Genomic DNA, 21301 nt, shown 5'->3' on the forward strand with positions numbered 1-21301 from the left:
TCAGGGCACGCGCAACCCGTTCGGCAAGGGCGACTGCCGCCGCACCAGCAACAGGGTGATCAGAATCGTGGGTGCGAGTATCGCAAGCCCGAGAAGCGTGACCTGCCACTGTGACAGCGGCATGATCCCGCCGCCGGGGGTCGCCACCACGAAGCCGCCGATCACGAGCAGCAGGCGGATTGGCCATTCCAGCGCGCCGGCGGCGCGCAGGTCCCCGACGAAGGGCTGGTAGCCCTGGATCCCGCCGCAGATGAACAGCGTGCCGAAGGCGGCGAGGCCCATCAGGCCGAGGCCGGCCAGATAGGGGCTCGGCCCCTGCAGCACCAGCGCTGGATTGAGCACGAAGAAGAACGGCAGGAAATAGATGATGCTGCCGACCCACATCGATTCCCAGCCCGTCTTCATGGCCGGCGAACCGGCGATGCCTGCGGCCGCGAAGGAGGCGATCGCAACCGGCGGCGTGATCGAGGACAGCATGCCCCAGTAGAAGATGAACATGTGCACGGCCATGCGGTTCAGCCCGAGTTTCTCCAAGGCGGGCGCGACCAGGATGGCGAGGAAGATGTAGCAGGCCGTCGTCGTCAGCCCGAGGCCGAGGATGAGGCTGGTGAGGGCGCACATGCCGAGCAGCAGGAAGGCGTTGTCGCCCGCGATGTGCAGCAGGTCGTTGGCGAGGCTCGACACCACGCCGGTCATCGAGAAGGCGCCGATCAGGAGACCGCAGCCGGCGAGGATGCCGACCAGCTCGACGAAGGTGCGCCCGTTGACCTCCAGGAATTTACCGATGGTCGCCAACGTCCAGCGCGTGTCCTTGGAGAAGAGTTGGTTGAGCACCAGCAGCAGCGCGGTGGCGTAGAACGGCGCGTGGCTCTCGCGCTTGAAGTAGAGCAGCATCACGATGAGGAGCGCGATGACGAAGACGTAGTACCAGCCGTCCTTGATCGTATCCATGATCCGCGGCAGCTCGGCGCGCGGAATGCCCTTCAGCTTGTGGCGCGCGGCATAGGCGTCGACCTGCATGAACAGCCCGACATAATAGAGCGCGGCCGGAATGATCGCTGCGACCGCGACGTCGGCGTAGCTGACGTTGAGGAACTGCGCGATCACGAAAGCGGTGGCGCCCATCACCGGCGGCGCCAGCACCGCGCCGGTCGAGGCGCAGGCCTCGATCGCGCCGGCATAGGAGGCGCGGAAGCCGCTCTTCTTCATCACGGGGATGGTCATGGTGCCGGCGGTGAGCACGTTGGAGATGATCGAGCCGGACATCATGCCGAGCAGGCCGCTGGCGAAGATGCAGACCTTGGCGGCGCCGCCGCGGAAGGTGCCGCACAGTGCAAAGGCCAGATTGATGAAGAATTTGCCGGCCCCGGTCATCATCAGCGCGGTGCCGAACACCAGGAAGCCGATCACGGTGTCGGCAAAAGCCTGGATGGGAATGCCGAGCAGGCTCTCGCCCGAGAGCACGTGATAGGCGGTCGCCTGCTCGAGCGTCGACTGCGTGCCGCGGAACGGTCCGAGCCAGCCAGCCTCGGCGAACAGCGGATAGACTGTGAAGGGCAGCACGCTCAGCAGCAGGCTCCAGCCGCCGGTGCGGCGCAGCGCCTCCATCAGCAACACCCACATCACGAGACCTGCCGCAATCACGGGGTTGGGCGCACCGCCGAATTCCCAGCCGGCCTCCGCCGCCTTGCGCACGTTCGACATCAGCATGAGGGACGCCGCGAAGGTCGCGACGAACAGGACGAGGTCATACCAGGGGATCCGGTCGAGCGGCGCCCGTTCGGTGCCCGGAAAGATGAGGAACGTGAACGGCAGCATAAGCGCGATCAGGAGATAGAAATACTCCGTGTTGAGCTGGGTGTAGCCGACGAAGAAGCGCAGCGAGAATTGCTGGTTGATGCAGAGCAGGATCGTCGCCGCGGTTGCTGCCACCAGCGCCCAGCGCCAGCCGCCGCGAAGTGTGCGCACGCGCGTCACCTCCGCCTCCTGCATGTTGCCGGCGGCGCCATGCGGATCGTCGAACACGACCCGCTTGGCCTCGTCTTGCGAGGCGGAGGAAGTGGAAGAGGACATGAGCGACCCCGCGGGTGGACTGGCCATTGCTGATTACGTGAATGGCGAGTGGTTGAATCGATAGCGCCGCGCGCTCCTCGACCTCTCCCGCAAGCGGGAGAGGGAGTGCACCTCTCGCGTGACAGCGATCGAGTCCGGTAACGCCACCTTCTATTCCTCGAACCCGTTCGGCATGCCGGCTTTGGCCAGCGCGGCGGCGCGCGCCTTCATCCAGCCGTCGAGGAACGCCTTGTCGTCTGAGGGTGGATTGGACTTGCCGTACTCCGTCCACGCCGCGGCGAGCACCTCCTGGCGCTTGAACAGCTTGTTGTTGTGCGCCTCCTGCGCGTCGCTCCATTGCCCGGCCTCCTTCAGCGCCTTCACGGCGCCGGGATGCACCGGCACCACCCAGTTCTTGGTCTGGCGATCGGCCGCGAGCCCGCCGGCGCCGGGCGCGGAATCCTTGTAGGCGTCGTAATTGACGATCATCGCCTTGGAGATGGCGTAGACCTGGTCGATTGGTTGCGAGGCATAGGCGACGAAGATCGGGTAGGGGTAGTTGCCGAGCTCGACCGGCTTCTCCGGCGAGATGCCGGCGCCGCAGGTCGCAAGCTGCGGAAAGAAGAACGAGCCGACCTCCTGCATCCGTGCCCAGCCTTCCTTGTCGTTGGCCGGCAGCGGCGGCCAGATCAATCCGCGCGGCGAGGTCTCGGCCTCCTTGGCGGGGCCGGTGATGGTGGTGCCGAAGGCGGCATCGACGTCGTTGTTGATCAAGCCTTTCCACATCGCCCCATAGCTTGCGAACTCGACGGTCTTGACGTCCTTCTGCGTCAACCCTGCAAAGGCGAGCACCGCGAGTGAATTCTGGTTCAGCGCGGGCGAGCCGACCACGAAGCCGACGCGCTTGCCCTTGAGGTCCTTCAGCTCCTTCACGCCGGTGTCGGCGGCCACCGCAAGCGAACCGCAATTGCAGTCGACGGTCGAGAGCAGGATCTGGAGCGGCTGCGGGCCCCATTCCTTCGAGCCGAACTCGAACACGCCTTCCTGCGCGAAGTAAGTGCCCGATCCCATCGCCGCGGAAGCCGCGCGCTTGGCGCGCAGCGGCGCAAGACGCGCCACGTCGTTGCCGGCGGGGAGCACGCGCACGTCGGTGCCGTACTTGTCCTTCATCATCTTGCCGACGCCGACCGCGATGTTGAAGCCGGCGGTGCCGGTGTCATAGGCAGTGAACGTCAATGTCGCCGGCAGCTTGATGTCTTCGGCCAACGCATAGCGTGTAGACGCAAAAGAAAAGCCCGCCACCAAGGCAGGCGCGAGCATGAGCAGCCCACGAAGCATGTTTCCCTCCGATGATCCCCGCGTTCGTCGCGAAGATTTTCTTTCTTTGTTTGAAACAAAATTTTGTTTGAGCAGATCATGTCACCGGGCATTCGCGATGGCAACGCCGTAACGTGCATGCGGGAATGCGGCTGACAGATTGTCGCGGAAACGACCGGATAAAACACTCAACTCGTGACGATCGCGATCGCCTGTCCCTCGGCGACGACGTCGTCGAGCTTCACCAGAAGCGATGTGATCGTGCCGTTCGCCGGCGAAAGCACCGGGATCTCCATCTTCATCGCTTCGACGACCACAACGTCATCGCCATCTGCGACGGTTCCTCCAACTTGCACGGGAGTTGCGCAGATGCGTCCCGCGACCTCGGTGACGATCTTAATTTCTGGCATGCCATCGCCTTTTTGTTGTCGTCGCAAAATGCCTGAGGTAGCGTCGTCTGCAAGTGGAATTTAATTCCGCAGAGCGAAACAGACGGTAGGGATCATGGGACGACGTTCGGAGCGGTTGAGCAGGCAAGGTGCGCTCGCTGGTGATGCCGGTGAGGGTGATGTCATCCAGGTGGTGTCGCGCGCGTTCGATGTGTTGCGATGCTTCGAGGGCCACGAGGCGAGGCTCGGCAATCTCGAGATTTCGAACCGCTGCGGTTTGCCGCGCTCGACGGTATCGCGGCTCACGCACACGCTGACCCGCATGGGCCAGCTGGTGTATCTGCCGCGCGATCAGAAATATCGCATCGGCCCCAGCGCGGTGGCGATGAGCGCCTCGATGATGAAGGGCGCGCAACTGCGCAGCATGATCCGGCAACGGCTCCAGGAAGTGGCCGAGCAGCTGCCGGGCACCGTCGGCTTCGTCGTGCCCGATCGCTTCCATCTCGTCTATCTCCTGTTCGCGCGCTCGGCGAGCGCGCTCGGCCTGCACGAGGGCACCGGTAGCCGCATCTCGATGGCGTCGACCGCCGCAGGCGCGGCCTACACCGCGGCCCTGGCGCCGGAAGTCGGCGATGCCTTCGTCGCAGACATGGAGCGGGAAGCCCCCGAGGCTGCCAAGATTCTCAAACCCCGCATCGAGGCCAACCGGCAGTCGCTGCGCGAGCGCGGCTATGTCGTGGCCTGCGGCCTTTGGAGCCCGCACATCAACGGCCTCGCGGTGCCGATCTGGTCGCCGCAATACCAGACCTTCGTGGTCATCACGATCGGCCTGCTGTCGGCGATGTATGACGAGCAGCGTCTGCATGACGAAGTCGCTCCGCTGATGCTCGAGCTTGGCCGCTCGCTCGGCAGCCTGATGGAAGGCGCGGAGGGCAACGCCTTCAACAACCGTATCTCGCGTAAGCCGGTCGCCATGGCCGTGCACAACAACAAGCCGATCAATTCGGAGGGAGTGAATGAACTGGAAGCCGGAACTCGACGAGCTCGCCCGGCGCGAAGCCTTCGCGCGGGAGATGGGCGGCGTTGACAAGGTCAAGCGACAGCATGACCAGGGCCGGCTGACTGTTCGGGAGCGTATCGACAAGCTGATCGACAAAGGCAGCTTCCACGAGATCGGTGCCGTCGCCGGCAGCGGTGAGTACGATTCCAGCGGCGATCTGAAGAAACTGACGCCTGCGAACTGCGTGTTCGGCCGCGCGCGCGTTGACGGCCGCACCGTGGTCGTGGTGGGCGACGATTTCACCGTGCGCGGCGGCTCGGCCGATGCGTCGATCTCGGCGAAGCCGTTGATGGCGGAGGAGATGGCGCATGACTTCCGCCTGCCCATCATCCGCATCATCGAGGGCTCCGGCGGCGGCGGCTCGGTCAGGACCATCGAGACCAAGGGCGCTGCGAACCTGCCCGGCGGCATCGGCGGCACGCGCTGGTATCGCTTCACGACGGAAAATCTGTCGCGGGTGCCGGTGGTCGCGCTCGGCCTCGGCTCGGTGGCGGGCTTAGGTGCCGCGCGCCTTGCCGCCAGCCATTACTCCATCATGACGCGGAAGTCCGCGATGTTCGTTGCGGGCCCGCCGGTGGTGAAGGCGCTGGGGCAGGATCTGACCAAGGAGGAGCTCGGCGGCGCGGAGATCCAAACCCGCGCCGGCGCGGTCGATCATGCCGTCGATACGGAAGAGGAGGCGTTCGCCTGCGCGCGCCGTTTCCTCTCCTATCTGCCGTCGTCGGTCTACGAGCTGCCGCCGACCTTGCCCTGCACCGACGATCCGGAGCGAAGCGACGAGGCGCTGATGAATGCGGTGCCGCGCAACCGCAAGCAGGTCTACAAGATGCGCCCCATCATCGAGTCCGTCGTCGACAAGGGATCGTTCTTCGAGGTCGGCAAGAATTTCGGCAAGCCCGTTATCGTGGGCCTCGCGCGGCTCGAGGGCAGGGCGGTGCTGCTGCTCGCCAGCGACAGTTTCCACTACGGCGGCTCCTGGACCGCGGATGCCTGCCAGAAAGTGGTGCGCTGGGTCGATTTCGCCGAGACCTTCCATCTGCCGGTCGTCTATCTCATGGATTGCCCAGGCTTCATGATCGGCCTCGACGCCGAGAAGGCGGCCACCATCCGCCACGGCGTCCGCGCCATGGCCGCGGTCAACCAGACCACCGTGCCCTGGTGCACCGTGATCCTGCGCAACGCCTTCGGCGTTGCCGGCGTGGTGCATCAGCCCGCCGACCGCTTCTCGATCCGCTATGCCTGGCCGTCGGCCTATTGGGGCTCGCTTCCGCTCGAGGGCGGCATCGAAGCCGCCTACCGCGCCGACATCGACTCGGCGGAAGACAAGGCGGCGAAGCTGAAGGAGATCGAAGAGCGCCTCAACAAGCTCCGCTCGCCGTTCCGCTCGGCCGAAAAATTCTGGGTCGAGGAGATCATCGATCCCAGGAAGACGCGGTCGCTGTTGTGCGAGTTCGTACGCCTCGCCGAGCCGCTGCGAAAAGCAGGGCCGCCGGAGAACTTTTCAATCAGGCCGTAGAACTCTCAAACGTTCTTGCGAGGAACTGCTGTGACGAAGTAATCCAGAAACCCTCTGCGATGACGGTCATGACGCCTCTATCGCCGTCATCCTGGGGTGGTCGCTTCTTCAGCGGCCCTCGAAGGACGACGGGCCGGCTGCATCGGGGCCGTGCATCCTTCGAGGCTCTCCATGGGACGCGTTGCGTCCCATGCCTCGCACCTCAGGATGGCGGATTGCTAACGGACACGAACAACAGGAAGCGCCAATCGTGTACGACTTCATCATCGTGGGCGGCGGCTCGGCGGGGTCCGTGCTGGCCCACCGGCTTTCCGCTAGAAGCGCCAACAAGGTCCTGCTGTGCGAGGCCGGGCAGGACACGCCACCTGGCAACGAGCCGGCCGAGATCAGGGACGGCTATCCCGGCACGGCCTATTTCGATCCGCGCTTCCATTGGACCGAGCTGAAGGTCACGACGCAGGTCGTCAGCCACAACAATCCGAACGAATCGCGTCCGCCGCTACGCAAATATGAACAGGCGCGCGTGCTGGGCGGCGGCTCGTCGATCAACGGCCAGATGGCTAATCGCGGCGCGCCGACGGATTACGACGAATGGGAGGCGCGGGGCGCCGAGGGCTGGAGCTGGAATGACGTGCTGCCCTTCTTCAAGAAGGTCGAGCGCGACCTCGATTTCGACGGGCCATATCACGGCAAGGACGGCCGGATCCCGGTCCGCCGCATCCCGCGGGAGCACTGGACGCAGCATTCGGAGGCGTTCGCGCAAGCCTTCCAGCAGGCAGGGCATCAATTCGTGGCTGATCAGAACGGCGAGTTCGTCGACGGCTTTTTCCCGGTGACGCATTCCAACCAGGCCGAGCAGCGCGTCTCGGCCGCCACGGGCTATCTGGATCGCGACACCCGCAAGCGCACGAACCTCACGATCTCCACCAACACGCAAGTGCGGGAGCTGTTGTTCGATGGCACGCGCTGCGTCGGCGTCAAGGCAATGGTCGACGGACGCGAGCAGGAATTCCGCGGACGCGAGATCATTCTCTCCAGCGGCGCCATCCATTCGCCGGCACATCTGCTCCGCGCCGGTATCGGCCCGGTCGGTCACCTCAAGGACTTAGGGATTCCCGTGCTGATGGGCTTGCCGGGCGTCGGCCAGCGCCTGATGGATCATCCCTCGATTTCGCTGTCGTCCTTTGTCCGCCGCGGCGCGCGCATGAACGAGCACACCAGGCGCCACATGCAGCTCGGCCTGCGTTACTCCTCCGGGCTGCCAGGGGTGCCCAAGGGCGACATGTTCGTCGTCGTCATCAGCAAATCGGCCTGGCACGCCGTCGGCGCGCAGATCGGCTCGCTCTTGACCTTCGTCAACAAGACCTATTCCGAGACTGGACAGGTCAAGCTTGCCTCGCGCGATCCCTCGGCAGAGCCGATCGTCGAGTTCAACCTGCTGTCCGACCGGCGCGACCTCGATCGCCTCATGAGCGGCTTCCGCAAGATGGCGGCGGTGCAGATGAGCGAAGTCGTCAGGAAGGTCACGGACAAGCCGTTCCCGGCCGCCTATACCGATCGCGTCCGCAAGATCGGCGTGGTCAACACCAGGAACAGGATACTCACCACGATCGCCGCGGCGCTGATGGACGGTCCGGCGGCGCTGCGTCACTACATGATCGACAATTTCGTGGTGGAAGGCTTCACCTTCGATCAGGTGATGCACGACGACGAGGCGCTGGAAGCCTTCGTGCGCAAGGCGACGATCGGCGTGTGGCACGCCTCGTGCTCGTGCCGCATGGGCCGCGCCGACGATCCGATGGCGGTGGTCGACAACCAAGGCCGCGTCAAGGGCGTGCAGGGCCTGCGCGTCGTCGACGCCTCGATCTTTCCGGTGGTGCCATGCGCCAACACCAACTTCCCGGTCCTGATGTCGGCTGAGAAGATCGCGGCCGCGATGATGCAGTGAGTGGCAGCGAGTTCTGGCGTCCGGACAATACAGGAGCAGTACAGGAGCAGTACAGGAGCAGTACAGGGAAGAGGAGCGCTGATAGGAACCTTGTCCAGTGTCCTGCATTCAACGCGTATGAGAAACCTGTATTTCGGCATCGGCGCTCTCGCCGGCGCGCTGGTTCTTCTCACGATATGGCTAGCCGAGCACGAGCGGCAGGCGTCAATCGACCGTCTTCAGCAATGGGAGATTCCGCACGCGCCTGCGCGTTAGGAGCGGATCTTCCCTTAATGCCGCTGCTGCAGGCATAGCCGCACTGTCATCGGGGACGAACCGGATATTGGCCAAGCAAGTGGCTCCGCAACGTTCCAAAATGCGAGCCGGGACTCGACTGCATGCAGCAGGTTTTTCGCGCGGGACGTGCATTCGCGCACTGCGTTTGAATCATGTCGGTCACTACGTGTAGGCGCCGATGATCGCGGCACCGCGTCGCGCTAGCATTTTCAGCCGCTCTTTAGGCCCCATTTCAGCCAAACTGTTATTGGTTCCTCGCTGTCCGGGGCAGGGTCTCTCATTTGGAGTCCTGCAATGTTCAAGCGAGTATTTTCTGCGTGCTTCTTCGTTGTCTTAGGTTCTGTCGCTTCGGAAGCGCGGCCATATCGCGTTCATCAAGCTCCTGAATGCAATGTCACCATGCCCTGCGACTTCTCCTATTCGCAGACGCGACGCGAGCGGGCTTCCGCGTCCTCAACTTCCACGTCCTCACTAGCTTCTCGATCTTCGCTGATTTCCAGGTCCTCACTGCAAGCCTACCGCTCGACGCAACTGACGGTGACTGATGCCGGGGGCAGCGTTGCGCCGGCGGCCGTCTCCCGTGTCTCCAGCGCTCGCATTGTCGGTGGCCGTCCAGCCGGCTGCCCTTCCTCTTTCTGCGGCTGCGGCGCGGCTCTGCGCGTGTTCGGTCGTATCGTGCCGGAATTGAATCTTGCGTCCAACTGGCTGCGCTTTCCGCGGACATCGCCCGCACCAGGAATGGTTGCTGCGCGACGCGGTCACGTTTTCGTCCTCGAGCAGCACCTCGGAGGCGACGTCTGGCTGGCCTATGACGCCAACTCGGGCGGGCACGCGACGCGAATCCATGCGCGTTCATTGCGAGGGTATACGATCGTCAACCCGCGCGGCGGTTCGATGGCTTGAGGACAGCGGACCCCACTCTCGATAAGACGATGGACGGGTCGCAACATCTTCGCGACCCGCCCACGTAGCATGGATCACAGCCGCAGCACCTTGCCGGGATTCATGATGTTCTGCGGATCGAGCGCCCGCTTGATGGTGCGCATGATGTCGAGCTCGGTCTTCGAGCGGTAGTGGCTGAGCTCGTCGAGCTTGTCGATGCCGATGCCGTGCTCCGCCGAGATCGAGCCGCCCATCGAGGTGATGAGATCGTTGACGGCCCGCGTGATGGCGCCCTTGTATTGAGCCAGCGTCTGCTGATCCATGCCCACCGGCCCCATGAACGAGAAATGCAGATTGCCGTCGCCGATGTGTCCGAGCGGGTAGGGCCTGATACTCGGGAGAATGTCGAGCACGGCCTTGGTGCCCTTGTCGATGAACTCCGGTATCCGGGAGATCGCCACCGAGACGTCGTAGCTCAGCCCAGGTCCTTCGGCCCGCGAGGCCTCGGCGACACCCTCCCGGATCCGCCACATGTTGCGCGACTTGCCGACCGTCTGAGCGATCGCGGCATCGAGCACCCGACCAGCCTCGAGCTGGTCGGCAAGAAACTGCTCCAGCTTCTCGGCCATGCCCTCGGTCCCGTCCCGGCGTGGGCGTGCCGACGACCATTCGAGCAGGAGATACCATGGCGTCTCCGCCTTCAGCGGATCCTGGGTGCCGGGGATGTGGCGCAGCACCATATCGATCGCGCTGCGGCTCATCAGCTCGCATGAACCGACATTGTCCTCGGACGCGCTGTGCGCTTCGGACAGGATCTCCAGCGCCGCGCGTGGATCCCGGATCGCCAGCCATGCGGTGCAGACGTCCTTCGGTGCCGGCCATAGCTTGAGCACCGCCTTGGTGATGATGCCCAGCGTGCCTTCGGCGCCCATGAACAGGTGCTTGAGGTCGTAGCCGGTGTTGTCCTTCTTGAGCGCGCGCAATCCGTCCCAGACCTCCCCGCTCGGCAGGACGACCTCGAGCCCCAGCACGAGGTTGCGGGCATTGCCATAGCGCAGTACCTGCACGCCGCCGGCGTTGGTCGAGAGGTTGCCGCCGATCATGCACGAACCCTGGGCGCCGAGACTGAGTGGCAGGAACCTGTCGTATTGGCTTGCTGTTTCCTGAAGGGTCTGCAGCACACAGCCGGCCTCGACCGTCATCGAATAGCCGACGGGATCGACATCAAGCACGCGGTTCATCCGACCGAGCGACAACACGATGCCGGTGTGCGCAGGCCAGGGCGTCGCCCCGCCCATCAGGCCGGTGTTGCCACCTTGCGGCACGATCGCGATGCCGTGCTCATGACAGAGCCGGACCACCTTCGACACTTCCTCGGTGCTGGCAGGACGAACGACGGCGCCGGCACCGCCGACCAGCAATCCCCGCCAGTCCATCACGAACGGCTGCATGCCGTGTTCGTCCTCGATAAAACCCTTCCCGCCGACGATCGCGCGCAACGCATCGCGTATCTCGGAGGTCAAAGCAGCGGTCGGGATGATGGGATCGGAGGACAGGAAGGCAGCCGGCATTTGTTTCCTCTGGCGCATCTTGATGTGCACTGCGCACGTGACGTGCGGAGGTATTGTTCACGTTTTGGCCGGGGAGTCTAACGGGAATGTGGTTCGAGCTGGAAGTCGCTCTTTCCAATGCAGCTTGGGCATCTTGATGCTGTAAGCGGACTTTGCGGCCGACATGACCGTAAAGTGCGGGCGACTGGTGCAACCGCAGTCTTGCGGATCGGTGACGCCGCGGTGTTCGGCGTCACCACCACGATCAGATACTAAGCCGCCGCCGGCTGCAGTTTCGGCTGCCGTGACAGCGCCAGCACGATCAGGGCCGCGAACACGCAGAGCGCGCCGGCGATGAAGAACGCGGGCAAGTAGCTCTGGTAGACCGTCCGCGAGAAACCGGCGCCGAACGCGGCCGTGCCGGCACCGAGCTGATGGCCGGCGAAGATCCAGCCGAACACCAAATTCGCGCGCTCGGGGCCGAACTTTTGCGCGGTGAGGCGCACCGTCGGCGGCACCGTGGCGATCCAGTCGAGACCATAAAACATCGCGAAGACGGAGAGACCGTAGAACGAGAAATCGCTGAACGGCAGGAAGACCAGCGAGAGCCCGCGCAGACCGTAGTACCAGAACAGCAGCCAGCGATTGTCGTAGCGGTCCGACAGCCAGCCCGACATGATCGTGCCGAAGAAGTCGAAGATGCCCATCGCGGCCAGCAGGCTCGCCGCCTGCACCTGCGGGATGCCGAAATCGAGGCACATCGGAATCAGGTGCACCTGCACCAATCCATTGGTCGAGGCGCCGCAGACGAAGAAGGTTGCAAACAGGATCCAGAACGCCGTCGACTTCGAGGCGTCGCGCAGCGTGCCGAGCGCTACTGCCGTGATCGAGCCGTGGCTCGCGGGCGGGGCGGGCAGGGGCTCGGTGCCGTCGTCACCGAACGGGCGCAGACCGACGTCGCTCGGCCGGTCGCGCATCGCGAGCAGCACTGCGAGCGCGGACACGCCGAGCATGACGCAGACGAAGCCGAGCGCGAGCCGCCAGCCGAACCGTTCGGTCAGGCTTGCCAGCAGCGGCAGGAACACGAGCTGGCCGGTGGCGACGCTCGCCGTCATGATGCCGACCACGAGGCCGCGGCGTGCCGCGAACCAGCGCGTGGCTATGGTCGCGCCCAGCACCAGCGCGGTCATGCCGGTGCCGATCCCGATCACCACGCCCCACAGCGCGATGAGCTGCCAGACCTCGGTCATGCCGAGCGAGGCTACGAGCGCCGAGACCACGATCAGCTGGGCGGCCAGCGTGACATTGCGCAGGCCGTAGCGGTTGAGCAGGGCGGCCGCGAACGGCGCCATCAGCCCGAACAGGATGAAGCGGATCGACAGCGCGGAGGAGATCTCCGCCGTGCTCCAGCCGAACTCCTTCTGCAGGGGAACGATGAACACGCCGGGCGCCCCGACCGTGCCGGCGCTGATCAGCGCGGCGAGGAAGGTCACGCCGACCATCACCCAGCCGTAGTGGATGTTGCGGCGGGACAATGCTGCCGCGAGCCAGTTCGAGATCATTGGGCCTCGTTGTTGTTGGCGGTCCATGCCGGATCCGCGTCATGCTTCCAATCTGGCATAAAGAAGGGAAGTCTGAAATGCCAGACTTCCCTTAATTTCGGACATCGGTCCTAGTGCGCCAGCCGCTCCACTGCGATCGCTGTCGCTTCACCACCGCCGATGCAGAGCGCGGCGACACCGCGCTTGAGGTTCTGCGCCTCGAGCGCGTGCAGCAGCGTCACGATCAGCCGCGCGCCGGTCGCGCCGATGGGATGGCCGAGCGCGCAGGCGCCGCCGTTGATATTGAGCTTGTCGCGGGGAATGCCGAGATCGCGCTGCGCTGCCATCGCCACCACCGCGAAGGCCTCGTTGATCTCGAACAGGTCGACATCGGAGGCAGCCCAGCCGACCTTGTCCAGGAGCTTGCGGATCGCCGGGATCGGCGCCGTCGTGAACCATTGCGGTTCCTGACTGTGGGTGGCGTGGCCCTTGATCTCTGCGAGAACAGGCAGACCGTTGCGATCGGCCAGCGACCGTTTCGTCAGCACCAGCGCGGCAGCGCCGTCGGCATTGGCGGACGAGGCGGCCGGCGTGATGGTGCCGTTGGCGCGGAACGCCGGCTTCAGGCCGGGGATCTTGGCGGGATCGACCTTGAGCGGATGCTCGTCATTGGCGATCACGCGGGGACCCGCTTTCTCGGTGAGCGTGACCGGCGCGATCTCGGCCTTGAACGCGCCGCCCTCGACCGCCTTGCGCGCGCGGCTCAGCGTTTCCATTGCGTAAGCGTCCTGATCCTTGCGGGTGAACTGATAGGCCTCCGCGGTCGCCTCGCCGAAATCGCCCATGGAACGGCCGGTCTCATAGGCGTCCTCGAGGCCGTCCATCATCATGTGGTCGATGATACGGTCGTGGCCGACGCGATAGCCGCCGCGCGCCTTGGCCAGCAGATAGGGCGCGTTGCTCATGCTCTCCATGCCGCCGGAGACGACGATGTCGGCCGATCCCGCACGGATGATGTCGTGCGCCAGCATGGTCGCCTTCATGCCGGAGCCGCAGACCTTGTTGACCGTGGTGGCGCCAGTGGCATCGGGGAGACCGGCGCTGCGTGCCGCCTGCCGCGCCGGCGCCTGGCCTTGTCCGGCCGGTAGGACGCAGCCCATGAAGACCTCGTCGACCTTCTCGGGCGCGAGCTTGGCACGCTCCAGCGCCGCCCCAATCACGTGCGATCCGAGCTTGTGCGCGGGAAGCGGTGACAGTTCGCCCATGAAGCGACCGAGCGGGGTGCGTGCGGCGGAGACGATGACGACGGGATCGGCGGCTTCGGCCATGATGGAACTCCCTGGCGGTGGCAAGGTAAGATTACGGTCATCATATGATGCGGCGCAAAAATTGCAATCGCGCGAAGGATGAGAAAATGTCGTGGTCCGGATGAGATTTGGTCGTGCGATTTGAGAAGCGTATCGACGCCGGCGCTTCGGCGTGAGCGTAGCCGTCGCCTCACACTCCGCTGTCATTGCCCGCGAAGGCGGGCAATCCAGTACTCCAGAGGCCATCGTGTTAAGCCGAGATGCCGCGGCGTACCGGACGCCCCGTCAAGCCGGGGGCATGACACCTCTAGCTTGGAGGGAGCCTCTTCACTCCAGAACCAAGGCTTACCGCTTCCGGTTCACGAAGGCCTGCATCAGCCGCGTCGGCTCGTCCGTCAAGAACGATTCGCCGAACACCTTCACGCTCAGATTCACCGATTCCGTCAGCGGCAGTTCTTCCCACTGCCGCAGCAGTGCCTTCTGCGAGCGCAGCGCCTCAGGGCCGCAGGCGAGCAGCGCCTTCACGACATGCTCCACCTCGGCATCCAGCTCGCCGGGCGCGGCGACCTTGTCGACCAGGCCCCAGGCCAGCGCGGTCGGAGCATCGATGTTCTCCGCCGTCATCACCAGCCACCGCGCGCGGGCCCAGCCGATCAGGCGGGGCAAGAGCGCCGCATGGATTACCGAGGGAATGCCGACGCGCACCTCGGGCATGCCGAAATGCGCATCATGTGCAGCGATCCGGACGTCGCAGGCCGCCGCCACTTCGAGCCCGCCACCGAGGCACCAGCCGGGCATGCGCGCGATGACCGGGGCAGGGAACTGGCGGACCGCCTCGCAGAGATCGCGCAGGCGGCTGATGAAGGCCTCGGCCGATTTCTGGCCGAGCTTCGCCATCTCCTTGATATCCGCCCCTCCGATCATGCTCTTCTCGCTCTCGCCGCGCAGCACCACGACGCGGATGCTGCGGTCGGAGCTGAGCTGCTGGAGGCCTTCGCGCACGGCGTCGATCACCGGCGAGCCGAGAATGTTCAGCGAGCCGGCGTTGCAGATTGCGACATGGACGACGCCACGCGCATCGCGCGTCACGCTGCAGTGGTGGTTGAGCATTTCCATCGTGGTATCTCGAAAGGCTTTCGTGGACGCGCAAGCTGCCCTGGTCGGGATCACTTCCGAGCCCAAACGACCGGTTTGTCAAGCGGGCGGTAGGGCGGAGTTGCTAACGCGAAATCCGTGGCATAGTATGATATATATCATACAAAGGGGTAGCCATGGCGGACATCGATCAACTCGACCTGTTTTCACCGGCCCAGCGGCGCGAGCGCGTGGTGGATTGGCAGGTGCCTGCGCCGGTTGCGAGAGTTGTCATGGGGCTGTCGGGCATGGACGCGATGCTGGGGATTCGCGACGGTCGTCTGCCGCCGCCGCCCTTCGCGAAACTGATAGGGTTCACCATGGCCGTGGTCGAGCCGGGCCGGATCGTCATGGAACTGGAGCCGCGCGAGGATCTCGAAAACACCATCGGTCTGCTCCATGGCGCGACCGCAGCGGCGCTGCTCGATACGGCCATGGGATGTGCACTCTCGACCCGGCTCGAGGCCGGGCAAAGCTCGGTGACCCTCGATCTGAAGCTGACCTACTTGCGCCCACTGTCGGTTCGATCCGGGCTGATCTCGGCCGAAGGCAAGATCGTCAAGCTGGGCCGCCAGACCAGCTACACTGAAGGCTTCGTCCGCGACGGTAAGGGAGCCCTCGCGGTGCATGCAACTGCAACCTTCTCCATGATCGGCAACAACTAAACATGAATTAATGCATCGTTCGGGTGGCTTTCGTGTTATGAGATGATCTCCGACATTCAATGAGATGCGCATGCGCTATTCCCGGGAACACAAGCAGGAAACCCACGATCGGATCGTGAAGAAGGCCTCCGTGCGGCTGCGCGAGAAGGGCGCCCACGGCATCGGCGTCGCCGACCTCATGAAGGAGGCGGGCCTGACCCATGGCGGCTTCTACGCGCATTTCGATTCCCGGGAGGCGCTGGTGATCGAGGCCTTTGGCTATGCCATGGACCGCTCGATGGAGCACTGGCGCAAGCTCGCGGGCGAGGCCGCTCCTGAAAAGCGGCTGGCGCTGATTGCGGAGAGCTACCTCTCAACGCTGCACCGCGACAATCCCGGTCATGGCTGCTCGATCCCCTCGCTTGGCGCCGAGATTGCCCGCGAGAGCCCAAAGACGCGCAAGGCCTTCGCCGGCAAGCTCGACGAGATGATCGAGATGATGACCGACTACATCCCGAACATGCCGCGCAAGGCCGCCCGTAAGCAGGCCATCGCGACGCTGGCCACGATGGCCGGCACCGTGCTGCTGGCGCGCATTGCCGGCTCCAGCGAACTGTCCGACGAGGTGCTGAAGGCGGGCCGGGACAGCGCGCTCGATGGCGCAAAGCGCGAGCCGAAGGCGACGGCCGCGAAGAAGGCGAAGCAGGGTTAGCTGGGATGCCGTAGGGCGCGCAGAGGCACTTGCGCCGTGCCCACCGTCTCTCCGCGATGTCAGCAGAAGGGGGTGGGCACGCTATGAGTCGCGCATTCGCGTGTCTCATCGCTTTCCTACTCACCTTCCCGCAAACAGCGTCCGTTCGCGCTCGACAATCTCCGAGATGTAATCCGCCACGGCCCTGATCCGCGCGAGGTCCTTGCTGTCGGCGTGCATCAGCATCCAGAACGTGCGGGTGATCGAGATCTCCTCCGGCAGCACGCCCCTGAGCTGCGGATAGTCGCTCGCCATGAAATGCGGCAGCACGGCGATGCCGAAGCCCGAGAGCGTGGCGTTGAGCTGAGCAATCAGATTGGCGCTGCGAAAGCGCGCGGAGATTCGCGGCGACACCTGCGGCAGATAGTCGAGCTCCGGCGTGAACAAGAGTTCCTCGATGTAACCGACGAAGCGGTGCTGCACCAAATCCTGCCGGGAGATGATCTCAGGGAAGCGGTCGAGATAGGCGGGGGCGGCATAGAGCCCGAGGCGGTAGTCGAGCAGCTTGCGGCCGACGATGCGGCCTTCCTTCGGCATGGTCAGGCTGATGGCGATGTCGGCCTCGCGCTTGGAGAGACTGAATAGCCGCGCGGTGGCCACAAGTTGCAGATCGAGATCGGGATACCGGTCGGCGAACGGTGCCAGCCGCGGCGCGAGGAAGGCGGTGCCGAAGCCATCAGGGGCGCCGATCCGCACCGTGCCGGTCAGCCGCGCCACGGAGCCGCCGACCTGCTCCTGGTTGGCGACGATGGTCGATTCCATGGCTTCCGCGCTGTCGGCGACGCGCTGACCGGCCTCGGTGAGGAGGTAGCCGGTCTTGCGCCGATCAAACAGCTTGGCGGAGAGGTGCTTCTCCAGCCGGTCGACGCGCCGGATCACCGTGGCATGATCGACCCCGAGCTGTTTTGCCGCAGCCGACACCGAGCCGCCCCGCACGATGGCCAGCACGAAGCGGAAGTCGTCCCAGTCGATAGCGCCTTGATCCAGCATTTTCGCACATCTATGGTGCATTATCTCAGACTTGAATCCTATAAAATGCAGGTCAATAGGATTTGTCAAAGCGACCACGCTCGGCCTGAAGGAGATCATTCCATGCGCTCAATCGGACATTTCATCGGTGGCAAGGAGGTCAAGGGCACCTCGGGCCGCACCGCCGACGTCTTCGAGCCGATGACCGGTGACGTCCAGGCCAAGGTGGCGCTGGCGTCCAAGGCCGAGGTCCGCGCCGCCGTCGAGAACGCGCGCGCAGCACAGCCCGAATGGGCCGCGACCAACCCGCAGCGTCGCGCCCGCGTCATGATGCGATTCCTGGAGCTGATCCAGCGCGACTACGACAAGCTCGCCGAGTTGCTCGCGCGTGAGCACGGCAAGACCGTGCCCGACGCCAAGGGCGATATCCAGCGCGGCCTTGAAGTGGTCGAGTTCGCCTGCGGCATCCCGCATCTGATGAAGGGCGAGTACATCGAAGGAGCCGGACCCGGCATCGACATCTATTCGATGCGCCAGCCGCTTGGCGTCGTCGCCGGCATCACGCCCTTCAACTTCCCGGCGATGATTCCGATGTGGAAGTTCGCCCCCGCGATCGCCTGCGGCAACGCCTTCATCCTCAAGCCGTCCGAGCGCGATCCCGGCGTGCCGATGAAGCTCGCCGAGTTGATGATCGAGGCGGGCCTGCCGGCCGGCATCCTCAACGTCGTCAACGGCGACAAGGAGGCGGTCGACGCCATCCTCGACGATCCCGACATCAAGGCCGTCGGCTTCGTCGGCTCGACGCCGATCGCGCAGTACATCTATGAGCGCGCAGCCCAGACCGGCAAGCGCTGCCAGTGCTTCGGCGGCGCCAAGAACCACGCTATCGTCATGCCTGACGCCGACATGGACCAGGCGGTCGACGCGCTGATCGGCGCCGGCTACGGCTCGGCCGGCGAGCGCTGCATGGCCGTCTCGGTCGCGGTGCCCGTCGGCAAGTCCACCGCCGACCGCCTGATGGAGAAGCTGATCCCGCGCGTCGAGTCGCTCAAGATCGGGACCTCGATCGATCCGTCGGCCGATTACGGTCCGCTGGTGACGCGCGAGGCGGTCGAGAAGGTGAAGAGCTACATTGACCTCGGCATCAAGGAAGGCGCGACGCTCGCGGTCGACGGCCGCGGCTTCAAGATGCAGGGGTACGAGAACGGCTTCTATCTCGGCGGCTCGCTGTTCGACAACGTCACCAAGGACATGCGGATCTACAAGGAAGAGATCTTCGGCCCCGTGCTCTCGGTCGTGCGCGCGCATGACTACAAGGAAGCGCTGGCGCTGCCGTCGGATCATGACTACGGCAACGGCGTTGCCATCTTCACCCGCGACGGCGATGCCGCGCGCGACTTCGCGGCCAAGGTGAACGTCGGCATGGTCGGCATCAACGTGCCGATCCCGGTGCCGATCGCCTATTACACCTTCGGCGGCTGGAAGAAGTCCGGATTCGGTGATCTCAATCAGCACGGTCCGGACTCGGTCCGCTTCTATACCAAGACCAAGACGGTGACCTCGCGCTGGCCGTCCGGCGTCAAGGAAGGCGCGGAGTTCTCGATCCCGCTGATGAAGTAATCTCCTCAGCCGTCATTGCGGGGAGCCCTTGCGACGAAGCAATCCAGACTATCTCTGCGGAGGGATGCTGGATTTGCTTCGCTGCGCTCGCAATGACGATGGAGTGAAAGGGTAGGCGGCAGCATGCAATTCGCTCTGAACGAGGATCAGGTCGCGGTTCGCGACATGGCGTTGGCGTTTGCGGCGGAGAAGATCGCGCCGCATGCGCTGCGCTGGGATGAGGACAAGCATTTTCCCGTCGACGTCATGCGCGAGGCGGCGACCCTCGGCATGGGCGGCATCTACATCCGCGAGGATGTCGGCGGCTCCGCCATGACGCGGTTCGACGCGGCACTGATTTTCGAGGCGCTGGCGACGGGCTGCCCGACCACCTCGGCCTTCATCTCCATCCACAACATGGCGAGCTGGATGATCGATGCCTTCGGCAGCGAGACCCAGCGCCACACATGGCTGCCGAAACTCTGCACGATGGAGCTGATCGCAAGCTACTGCCTGACCGAGCCGGGCGCCGGCTCGGATGCGGCGGCTTTGCGCACCCGCGCAGTGCGCGACGGCGATCATTACGTCCTCAACGGCCAGAAGCAGTTCATCTCGGGCGCCGGCGGCACCGACCTGCTGGTGGCGATGGTGCGGACCGGCGGCGATGGCCCCGGCGGCATCTCGACCCTTGTCATCGATGGCAAGACGCCGGGCGTATCCTTCGGCGCCAATGAGCGGAAGATGGGCTGGAATGCGCAGCCGACCCGCGCGGTGATGTTCGAGAATGCCCGCGTACCCGTCGCCAATCGCTTGAACGAGGAGGGCACAGGCTTCAAGATCGCCATGGCCGGCCTCGACGGCGGCCGCCTCAACATCACGGCGTGCTCGCTCGGCGGCGCGCAGACCGCACTCGACAAGGCGCGCGCCTACATGAAGGAGCGCAAGGCGTTTGGAAAACGTCTCGACGAATTCCAGGCGCTGCAATTCCGTCTCGCCGACATGGCAATCGAGCTGGAGGCCGCGCGTACCTTCCTGTGGCGCGCTGCCGCGGCGCTCGACCGCAAGGACCCCGACGCCACCATGCTGTGCGCTATGGCCAAGCGCTTCGGCACCGATATCGGCTTTGAGGTCGCCAACCACGCCCTGCAGCTTCACGGCGGCTACGGGTATCTCAGCGAATACGGCATCGAGAAGATCGTGCGCGATCTGCGCGTGCACCAGATCCTCGAAGGCACCAATGAAATCATGCGGCTCATCGTGGCGCGCAAACTGACCGAGGGCGCGCGATGAGTTCAGCGGAAGAGAGCGATCTGGTCGCCAGCGTCGAGGGTTCGGCCGGCATCATCAGGCTCAACCGTCCCAAGGCGATCAATGCCGTGACGCTCGAGATGTTTCGCGATATCGACAAGGCGCTCGACCGCTTCGAGGCCGATCCCGCCGTCAGCGTGATCCTGCTCGAAGGCGCCGGCGAACGCGGCCTCTGCGCCGGCGGCGACATCCGCACGCTCTGGGAGAGTTCGAAGGTCAATGGCGATCTCGGCAAGATCCTGTGGCGCGAGGAGTACATCCTCAATGCCAGGATCAAGAAGTTTCCGAAGCCGTATGTCGCCTTCATGGACGGCATCGTGATGGGCGGCGGCGTCGGGCTTTCCGCCCATGCCAGCCACCGTGTAGTCACGGATCGAACGAAGCTGGCGATGCCCGAGGTCGGTCTCGGCTTCTTCCCCGATGTCGGCGGTACCTATCTGTTGTCGCGCTCGCCGGGCGAGATCGGCACCTATTTCGGCCTGACCGGCCAGACCATGAACGGGCCGGACGCGATCCACGCGAGGTTCGCGGACTGGGTGGTGCCGGCTGTGAAGCTGCCGGAGCTGCGCGAGGCGCTAACGAAACTGCGCTCCGGTGCAACCGCCGCCGACGTCGGTCAGCTCATCAACGGCTTTGCAACCGGCGAGACCGCAGGGCCGGTCGCGGCGAAGCAGCGTGCGATCGATGCATTGTTCGGCTTCGACCGCATGGAGGACATTTTCGCGGCGCTCAAGCGCGACGGCTCCGACTTCGCGCAGGCCGCGCTAAAGACGCTCAACGAAAAATCGCCGCGCGGCATGGTGGTGACGCTGAAGCTGCTGCGCCTCGCGCGCAAATCGTCGAGCCTGGAAGAATGTCTGGTGCGCGAATACCGCGCCGCGCTGGAGGTCTTCCGTAGCGACGATTTCCGCGAAGGCGTACGCGCCGCCGTGATCGACAAGGACCGCAACCCGACCTGGTCGCCGCCGCGGATCGAAGATGTCACGCCGGAGATGCTTGCGCCCTATCTCGCCGAGATCGGCGCGGACGAATTGAAGTTCAACTAACAACGCGACAGC

The 21301-nt window shown here is 64.7% G+C and carries 17 protein-coding genes; 9 read left to right on the forward strand and 8 right to left on the reverse strand.

The genetic code is table 11. The features are described from left to right. The 3 genes from EAV90_RS08840 to EAV90_RS08850 form a co-directional block, all read right to left on the reverse strand. Nucleotides 1-2073, reverse strand: coding sequence for a TRAP transporter permease (locus EAV90_RS08840; RefSeq protein ID WP_129143199.1), 2073 nt, complete (start codon nucleotides 2071-2073; stop codon nucleotides 1-3). A 150-nt stretch (nucleotides 2074-2223) separates the two neighbouring features. Continuing rightward, nucleotides 2224-3390 (reverse strand): TAXI family TRAP transporter solute-binding subunit, encoded by a 1167-nt coding sequence (locus tag EAV90_RS08845; protein ID WP_129143200.1) that lies wholly within the window; start codon nucleotides 3388-3390, stop codon nucleotides 2224-2226. Between the two features lie 167 nt (nucleotides 3391-3557). Beyond that, complete coding sequence (locus EAV90_RS08850; protein WP_122403728.1) at nucleotides 3558-3779, reverse strand: biotin/lipoyl-containing protein; 222 nt, start codon at nucleotides 3777-3779, stop codon at nucleotides 3558-3560. Between the two features lie 94 nt (nucleotides 3780-3873). Here EAV90_RS08850 and EAV90_RS08855 point away from each other — a divergent pair, with 94 nt between their 5' ends. The 4 genes from EAV90_RS08855 to EAV90_RS39350 all read left to right on the forward strand — a co-directional run bounded on the left by EAV90_RS08855 (nucleotide 3874) and on the right by EAV90_RS39350 (nucleotide 9461). Beyond that, on the forward strand, nucleotides 3874-4845 hold the full coding sequence (locus EAV90_RS08855) for an IclR family transcriptional regulator (protein ID WP_129143201.1): 972 nt from the start codon (nucleotides 3874-3876) through the stop codon (nucleotides 4843-4845). Then, on the forward strand, nucleotides 4775-6334 hold the full coding sequence (locus EAV90_RS08860) for an acyl-CoA carboxylase subunit beta (protein ID WP_129143202.1): 1560 nt from the start codon (nucleotides 4775-4777) through the stop codon (nucleotides 6332-6334). Before EAV90_RS08855 ends, EAV90_RS08860 begins: the two co-directional genes overlap by 71 nt. Nucleotides 6335-6584: 250 nt before the next feature. After that, nucleotides 6585-8282: a GMC family oxidoreductase gene (locus EAV90_RS08865; RefSeq protein WP_129143203.1), complete on the forward strand. Its 1698-nt coding sequence runs from the start codon at nucleotides 6585-6587 to the stop codon at nucleotides 8280-8282. A gap of 570 nt (nucleotides 8283-8852) precedes the next feature. Next, nucleotides 8853-9461, forward strand: a complete 609-nt coding sequence (locus EAV90_RS39350; protein WP_164936842.1) for a hypothetical protein — start codon at nucleotides 8853-8855, stop codon at nucleotides 9459-9461. Nucleotides 9462-9535: 74 nt separating this feature from the next. Here the strand turns inward: EAV90_RS39350 and EAV90_RS08875 are convergent, their stop codons facing one another. From EAV90_RS08875 to EAV90_RS08890, 4 genes are all read right to left on the reverse strand, one after another. Beyond that, entirely contained in the window at nucleotides 9536-11011 is a 1476-nt protein-coding gene (locus EAV90_RS08875; protein ID WP_129143204.1) for an FAD-binding oxidoreductase, read from the reverse strand. 251 nt (nucleotides 11012-11262) lie between these two features. Next, entirely contained in the window at nucleotides 11263-12552 is a 1290-nt protein-coding gene (locus tag EAV90_RS08880) for an MFS transporter (RefSeq protein ID WP_122403722.1), read from the reverse strand. A 110-nt stretch (nucleotides 12553-12662) separates the two neighbouring features. Further along, a complete protein-coding gene (locus tag EAV90_RS08885) occupies nucleotides 12663-13859 on the reverse strand; it encodes an acetyl-CoA C-acyltransferase (RefSeq protein WP_129143205.1) in 1197 nt (398 codons plus the stop codon). 324 nt (nucleotides 13860-14183) lie between these two features. Then, the gene (locus EAV90_RS08890) at nucleotides 14184-14954 is read right to left on the reverse strand and encodes an enoyl-CoA hydratase (RefSeq protein ID WP_129143206.1); all 771 of its coding nucleotides are present in this window, start codon (nucleotides 14952-14954) and stop codon (nucleotides 14184-14186) included. Nucleotides 14955-15109: 155 nt separating this feature from the next. Between EAV90_RS08890 and EAV90_RS08895 the strand changes: the two genes are divergently transcribed. Together EAV90_RS08895 and EAV90_RS08900 are read left to right on the forward strand one after the other, a co-directional pair. Continuing rightward, nucleotides 15110-15637 carry a PaaI family thioesterase gene (locus EAV90_RS08895; protein ID WP_164936843.1) on the forward strand — a complete coding sequence of 176 codons (528 nt, stop codon included), beginning with the start codon at nucleotides 15110-15112 and terminating at the stop codon, nucleotides 15635-15637. A gap of 70 nt (nucleotides 15638-15707) precedes the next feature. After that, entirely contained in the window at nucleotides 15708-16328 is a 621-nt protein-coding gene (locus tag EAV90_RS08900) for a TetR/AcrR family transcriptional regulator (RefSeq protein WP_122403718.1), read from the forward strand. Between the two features lie 120 nt (nucleotides 16329-16448). On the opposite strand, the gene EAV90_RS08905 is transcribed toward EAV90_RS08900, so the two are convergent. Then, the gene (locus EAV90_RS08905) at nucleotides 16449-17357 is read right to left on the reverse strand and encodes a LysR family transcriptional regulator (protein WP_122403717.1); all 909 of its coding nucleotides are present in this window, start codon (nucleotides 17355-17357) and stop codon (nucleotides 16449-16451) included. 102 nt (nucleotides 17358-17459) lie between these two features. Between EAV90_RS08905 and EAV90_RS08910 the strand changes: the two genes are divergently transcribed. The 3 genes from EAV90_RS08910 (at nucleotide 17460) to EAV90_RS08920 (ending at nucleotide 21289) form a co-directional block, all read left to right on the forward strand. After that, on the forward strand, nucleotides 17460-18956 hold the full coding sequence (locus EAV90_RS08910) for a CoA-acylating methylmalonate-semialdehyde dehydrogenase (RefSeq protein WP_129143208.1): 1497 nt from the start codon (nucleotides 17460-17462) through the stop codon (nucleotides 18954-18956). A gap of 123 nt (nucleotides 18957-19079) precedes the next feature. Beyond that, nucleotides 19080-20225 (forward strand): isobutyryl-CoA dehydrogenase, encoded by a 1146-nt coding sequence (locus EAV90_RS08915; RefSeq protein WP_129143209.1) that lies wholly within the window; start codon nucleotides 19080-19082, stop codon nucleotides 20223-20225. Beyond that, nucleotides 20222-21289: an enoyl-CoA hydratase/isomerase family protein gene (locus EAV90_RS08920; RefSeq protein ID WP_129143210.1), complete on the forward strand. Its 1068-nt coding sequence runs from the start codon at nucleotides 20222-20224 to the stop codon at nucleotides 21287-21289. The genes EAV90_RS08915 and EAV90_RS08920 overlap by 4 nt, the downstream gene beginning before the upstream one ends. Nucleotides 21290-21301 lie beyond the last annotated feature (12 nt).

Origin of the sequence: Bradyrhizobium vignae (assembly GCF_004114425.1) — a bacterium.
Classification (GTDB): domain Bacteria; phylum Pseudomonadota; class Alphaproteobacteria; order Rhizobiales; family Xanthobacteraceae; genus Bradyrhizobium; species Bradyrhizobium vignae.